Below are 6,619 nucleotides of genomic sequence, written 5' to 3' on the forward strand. Positions count from 1 at the left end.
ACCATACGCAGCCCGCCACGGGCGGCGAGCGTGGTGTTCCACTCCACCGCGGGACACCCCCCGATCCCGCCCTACCCACGGATCTAGGCTGTAGGGCATGCATGCCGCCGCGAACAGGGGTGACCGTGGCATCGGCCGCGGCGGGCCCCGCCGTGGCGCGCTGCACGAGGCCGAGATCGTGGGCGAGGCCCTGGAGATCATCGGGGCGGACGGGGTGGAGGGCCTCACCATGCGCCGCCTGTCCGACAACCTGGGCGTCGCCGTCGGCGCGACGTACAAGCACGTGCCGACGAAGGAACATCTTCTGCGTCTGGTCACGCTCGAGCTCTACACCCGGGTCGGCTCGTGCGAGCCGACCGGCGCGGACTGGCGCCGGGGCATCCGGTCGTTCCTGCTGCGCTTCCGCCAGGTCGTCGGCGCCTACCCGGGGATGGCGACCCACATCTCCGCGCACGTCGCCGACCCGATGCCACACCAGCTCTACACATCCCTGAACGGGACGCTGCGGGGCGTCGGCTTCTCCCCGGCCGGCGCGGGCCGGGTGGTGCGGGTCCTGTTCTTCTACACCTCCGGGGCCATGCTGGCGCCGCTGACGCTGGACGAGCACGCGGATGCCGAGTTCGCCGCCGGGCTCGACCTGGTGCTCGACGGCGTCCACCGGTCCCTCGAACGCGACCGCGCCGCCACCGACCGAGCCACCACCGACCAGGCCACCACCGACCGAGCCGCTCCCATCTAGCTGACGGCCGGGCGTTCGTCGCGTGGGAACGCCTGCTGGAAGGCCGCGGCGACGCGCAGGACGAGGTCCTCGCGGCCATGCCAGGCCGCGATCTGCAGCCCGACGGGCAGGCCGTCAACGAAGCCGCACGGCACCGTCACCGCGGGGAACCCCAGCCAGTTGAAAATCATCGTGTGGCTGCAGTACACCGGGGCGAAGCTCCCGCCCGGGAAGGTCGGGCCGTCGACGGTCCAGGCGCGCTCCCATTCCTCGACGGGGGCGGCGATCCGCTGCGCGGTGACCGACAGGATGACGTCGTAGCGCCGGAACAGACGCTGGAAACGCTCCCAGTTGCGCGCCCGCGACTGCGCCTGCTCGCGGTAGAGCACCGGGTCCAGCGCCGGCAGCGGGGCCGCGTTGGTGCCGACCATGACCTCGTAGACGGAGGGCTCCACCGTCCAGCGCACGGTGCCCCGCTCGGCGCGGTCCTCCCAGACCTCGTCGGTCGGGTCGACGGTGGCACCGAGCGTGGCGAGGCTGTGCGCGGCCGCCCGGGCGACGTCGATGATCCGCGCGCTGTCGGCGGTGGCATAGGTCGCGGCGAAGCCGAAGTCCTCGGTCCAGGCCATCGACATCCCCTCGACACCCCGGTCGAGAGCCTCGACCGGATCGGGGGTGTCGTCCTGCAGGCTCACGTAGTCCCGCCCGTCGCCGCCGCTCATCGCGCGGGTGAACAGCGCCGCGTCGCGGACGTACCGGGCCAGCGGCCCGTAGCTGGCGGTGAGCAGCATCGTCGGCTTGTCGTAGTTGACGTGGGGGATGAGCCCGCGCGAGGTGTGCAGGCCCACCACCCCGGAGTAGGCGGCCGGCAGCCGGGTCGAGCCGCCGCCGTCCGAGCCGATGGTCACCGGCAGCAGCCGGGCCGCCGCCGTCGCGGCGCCGCCGGAGCTGGACCAGCCGGGGACCCGGGTGGTGTCCCATGGGCTGAGCGCCTCGGCGTCCCAGTTGAACGGGCTGAACACCCCGGGCCGGTCCCGGGCGAGCGTCAGGTCGGCGCCGGCGCCCATCATCGTGTTCGTGCCGATGATGATCGCCCCGGCCCGGCGCAGGCGCTCGACGCAGATATCGTCGAAGCTCGACACCACGTCCGTGCCCGGCTGGACGTAGTGCAGCCCCTCGACCCGGATGTGCGACTTCACCGACGTCGGGATCCCGTGCAGCGGCCCGAGGACCTCGCCGCCGGCGACCGCCCGGTCGGCGCGCCGGGCCTGCTCGCGGGCACCGGCGTGATCGACCTGCTCGAAGGCACGCAGGGTGGGATTGAACTCCTCGATGCGGCTCAGGAAGTGCTCGGTGACCTCCACGCAGGACACCTCGCGCTTGCCGATCAGGTCCCGGATGCGCCACGCGGGCAGCCAGGTGAGTTCCTCGCTCATGCCGATCGTCTCCTCGTGCCGTGACGGGTGTCGTGCCGTGACGGGTGTCGTGCCGTGACGGGTGTCGTGCCGTGACGGGTGTCGTGCCGGACTGGGTCAGGCGGTGCCACGGGCGGGTTCAGGGGTCTCCTCCCGCACGGCGTCCCCGACGCCGTCCGGCTCGGGTCGCAGGCTGTCGCCTGGTCCGTCCGAGGCGGGTCGCGCCTCGTCGGCGCGGAAACGGGCGGTGCCCAGGTAGGCGTCGACAACGGCCGGCGTGCCGCTGATCTCGGCCGGTGTGCCCGCGCCGATCAGCACCCCGAAGTCGAGGGCGTAGACACGGTCACAGGTGCGCAACACCATGTCGACGTTGTGCTCGACGAGGAAGACGGCCATCCCGCGTTCGTCCGCGAGCCGGCGCAGCACCGCGCCGAGCTCGCGGGTCTGCGCGTCGCCGAGACCGGCCGCCGGTTCGTCGAGCAGCAGGACGCTGTGGCCGCCCGCCACGGCGCGGGCCACCGCGAGCATCCGTCGGTGGGCGTAGCCGAGGTCCTGGACCGGGGTGTCGAGGAACGGCTCGAGCCCGAAGTCGGCAACCGCCGCCCAGCCGGCGGGGGTGAGCCGGCCGCGGTCCGGGACGACCAGGTTGGTGACGTAGGCGAGGCTGTCCCGGCGGTCGCAGGCGCTCTGCAGGTTCTCCAGCACGGTGAGGTCCTCGAACAGTTCCAGGGACTGGAACGATCGGCCGAGCCCCGCGCGCGCCCGCCGTTCGCGGCCCCAGCCGTCGATGCGCGTCTCGCCGAGATGCACCTCGCCGCCGGCCAGGGTGGTGAAACCGGTGATCGCGTCGATCGTCGTGCTCTTGCCTGCGCCGTTCGGTCCGATCAGACCCACGACCTCGCCGGGACGCACGCGCAGGCTCAGCTCGCGCAGCGCGACGACGCCACCGAAGCGCACCGACACCCGGCGCAGCTCCAACGCCAGTGACGGGACGCGATGCTGCTCCCGGCTCCCCGCCTGCCCTGCCCCGCCGACCCCGGACGTCGGCGACTCGGACGTCGCGGATTCGGATGTCGGCGATTCGGACGTCGCGGATTCGGACGCGTGGGTGGCCGCCCGCCGCGCGCGTGGCTGGAGCCCGGCAGGCCGCCGGGGAAGGCGGGCTGCCACCAACGCGCGCAACCGGTCGTCGGCGCGGTGGCGCAGGAACACCAGGCCGTCGGGGGCGGAGGTCAGCATGAACAGCAGGCCGACCCCGCTCGCCAACGCCAGGTAGAGCGCCACCTTCGCACCGAGGAAGCTGAAGATCTGCTGGCCGAGGGTCCCCGGCGCGAACGAGCTGCCCATCAGCGGTCCCGTGGTGGCCCCGACACCGCCAAGGACGGCGTTCTGCAGGGCCGTCACCGACTGCAGGCCCGCGAAGGCGCCGAAGCTCGGCACCGGATCATGGAACGCCAGCAGGATGCCGCCGAGCGAGGCGATCATCCCGCCCAGGACGAAGGCGTAGAGCTTCGCGCCGACCACGGAGATGCCGAGCGCCGCGGCGGCGCGCTCGTTGGTCCGCACCGCGATGAGCCGCCTCCCGGCGCGGGACCGGCGCAGGTTGACGATCGCCAGGGCGACGACGACGAGGACGGCGAGCACGAGGCTCGCGTACCGCTTCGGGTAGGTCAGCGCGTCGACCGCCAGCCCGAACACGCGGATGTCGCCGACGTGGTAGCCCTCCACCCCGCCGGTGTAGCGGGGGTTGCCGAACACGACGGCCTCCAGCGAGATCGCCAGTCCCAGGGTGAGGATCGCGAGGTGGACCCCGCGGGTGCGCAGCCCACCGAGGCCCACCACGATCCCTACCGGCACGACGGCCACGACGCCGGCGAGGGCGGCGAGCCAGAACGGCCAGCCGTGGTCGGCCACCAGCCAGGCCGTCATCAGCGCCCCGACTCCGGCGAAGCCGATCTGGACCAGGGAGACCTGACCGGCGTAGCCCGTGACCACCACAAAGGACATCAGGATGATCGCGACGATCATCTGGAGGCCGAACGCGTTGACCCACGCGGCGGGCAGCAGCCACCAGACGCACACGACCGCCGCGAGCACCGCGACTCCCGTCGCGAGCCGGTGGGGACGACCGGCGCCCAGCCGCGGCATCCGGCCGAAGCTGTCGCCCTTCCCGGCGGTCGTCCGCCCGCGGGCGAGCAGCACCACCGCGACCAGGACGAACGGGATCGCGGTGGCCAGACCGGGCGCGGTGACGTAGCGCGTCACCTCGGACTGCCCGATCCCGATCACCAGCCCCGCGGCGAGGGTGATCGGGAACGACGCGAACCGTCCCACCACCGCCGCGGCCAGCACCGGGATGACGAGGTAGGTGAGGTTCGCGGGCCCCAGTCCGGTGATCGGCGCCAGCAGGATCGCCGCGAGCGCGCCGAGAGCCGCGCCGATCGCCCAGTTCGCCGCCCCGATGAGATCCGGCGAGACGCCCAGGGCCGCGGCCGACCGGGAGTTCTCCGCCACCGCGCTGGTCGCCACGCCGAACCTGGTGAACCGGTAGACGGCCCACAGCGCGGCGGTGAGCACCACGACGATGGCGAGGATGTAGAGGCGGTCCCGCCCGATCTGCGCCCCGAGGACACTGACCGGTTCGATCGGCAGCATTGACGGGATCACCTTCGGCAGGTCCCCGTAGCGCAGCACGGCCACCGACTGCAGGACCACCAGCAGGGCGAGGGTCGCCACGATCCGGGCGAGACCGGACGCCCCCCGCATCCGGCGCAGTATCAGCAGGTGGAACAGGGCGCCGAGCACGGCGGCGGCGAGCAGCCCGAGGACCACCGAGAGCGCATCGGGCAGGTCGCCCCCGCGGCCCTCGAAGTACACGTAGGCGCCCACCATGCCCATCGCGCCCTGGGCGAAGTTGACCACGCCCGACCCGCGGTGGACCAAGACGAGTCCAACGGCGGCCAGCGCGTACAGCGCACCGGCACCCACGCCGAGCGCGGCGAATCTGAATACCTCGGTCATCTCGGTCCCCCGCGGATCAGTTGGCGCGCAGGATGGGGGCGATGTCGTAGAACTCGCCCTTGCGAACCGCCTTGCCCCCGGAGATCTCGTAGTTGACCCCGTAGTGGTTGAACACCCGGCGGAACGACGGGTTGTCCAGCGGCTGCGAGGTCCAGGGCGGAACGACGCCCGCGAGGTCCACGCCGTGCAAACCGTTCAGCGCGGCGGTGAGGGAGGCGGGCGTGACCTCGCCGGAGGTGCTGCGCAGCGCGGACCCGACGAGCCGCGCGGCGATCCAGGCGACGACGGCCTGCTCGGTGATCTTGGTCTTGGAGTCGACGGCCCGCGCGTCCGCCTGCACCTGCCCGATCCCGGCGGCGGTGCCGTCATGGGAGTTGAGCTGGCTGTCGACGACGATGAGGCCGTTGGCGAGGCTGCCCAGCGAGCTGAGGAGGTCCTCGTTGAAGATGGCCGAGATGCCGCCGATCGTGAGCGTGCGGCCGCTCTGGCGCAGGGCGGTGAGCGCCTGCGCCGCTCCGCTCGGGACCAGGCTGACCGCCACGCAGGTGGCGCCGGCGCCGGTCAGCTTGGCGACCGCGGGCGACAGGTCCGCGGCGTTGGCCGCGACCGGGGCCCGCGCGACCTCCTGGCCGCCCCGGGACTCGAATCCTCGCTTGATGTAGTCGATGAGGAAGTCCGAGCCGTCGAGGTAGACGATGCCGAGCTTGGTGCAGCCCGTCTTGGCCAGGCCCACCCCGAGGGAGACGTAGAGCGCGAACGAGGAGCTGACCGGGAAGGAGTTGGGGCTCCTGTCGTCGGTGACCCCGACCACCGGGATGCCGGCCTTGGTCAGCGCCGTCTGGTCCTGGGCCGTGACGAAGCCCTGGATCACCCCGGCGACCTTCTCGGTGATCGCCTGCCGAGCGCAGATCTGATAGCCGCCGGACGTTCCCTTCGCGTCACAGGTCTCGATCCGCACGTTGGGAAAACCGCGGAGCACCCCGCGCGCCACCGGAACGACCTCCGGCACCTTGAAGGGAATGGTGCTGGTCAGGTCGCCAATCACCATGATCTTGGCGTTGACGTTCGACGCAATGGCCGGCGGCGCGCTCGGCGAGCCACCCTTACTATCATCCGATGATGATCCTCCGCATGCAGCCAGAACTAATGCCAGGCACAATCCGACGACAATCGCCGACGTTCGTAAATTCCTGCTCCCGACCATGTGCTCCCCACGGGTCCCGAACCTTACCAGAAAAGGTGTGAGCTGTTTCATACCGGGGCTACAGCTTGCTTTCTACCAGCTTGTATCCCGGTCCGCAAGTATTGATAGAGCGCCCCGCATGCATTCCTGGTACGGGCAGCAGAAGAAGTAGGAGGGTCGGCGTTTCGATCCGCTCCAGATATCCCACGGATCGATTTCTCGGCGGCGTTCTGCGCCGTCGGGTGAAGGCCGGCGGGGACACGGGTGGCGGCCGGCGGAGGC

The 6,619-nt window shown here is 71.7% G+C and carries 4 protein-coding genes; 1 reads left to right on the forward strand and 3 read right to left on the reverse strand.

The genetic code is table 11. The features are described from left to right. The first annotated feature begins 97 nt into the window (after positions 1-97). Entirely contained in the window at positions 98-739 is a 642-nt protein-coding gene (locus tag NBZ83_RS28795; RefSeq protein WP_261570716.1) for a TetR/AcrR family transcriptional regulator, read from the forward strand. Here the strand turns inward: NBZ83_RS28795 and NBZ83_RS28800 are convergent. From NBZ83_RS28800 to NBZ83_RS28810, 3 genes are all read right to left on the reverse strand, one after another. After that, entirely contained in the window at positions 736-2,154 is a 1,419-nt protein-coding gene (locus NBZ83_RS28800; RefSeq protein WP_261570717.1) for an amidase, read from the reverse strand. The genes NBZ83_RS28795 and NBZ83_RS28800 overlap by 4 nt on opposite strands. A gap of 96 nt (positions 2,155-2,250) precedes the next feature. Continuing rightward, complete coding sequence (locus NBZ83_RS28805; RefSeq protein WP_261576197.1) at positions 2,251-5,154, reverse strand: ABC transporter permease subunit; 2,904 nt, start codon at positions 5,152-5,154, stop codon at positions 2,251-2,253. Positions 5,155-5,170: 16 nt separating this feature from the next. Further along, the gene (locus NBZ83_RS28810) at positions 5,171-6,202 is read right to left on the reverse strand and encodes an ABC transporter substrate-binding protein (protein ID WP_261570719.1); all 1,032 of its coding nucleotides are present in this window, start codon (positions 6,200-6,202) and stop codon (positions 5,171-5,173) included. Positions 6,203-6,619: the final 417 nt, after the last annotated feature.

It is taken from the genome of Frankia gtarii (assembly GCF_025403375.1).
Classification (GTDB): Bacteria; Actinomycetota; Actinomycetes; order Frankiales; family Frankiaceae; genus Frankia; species Frankia gtarii.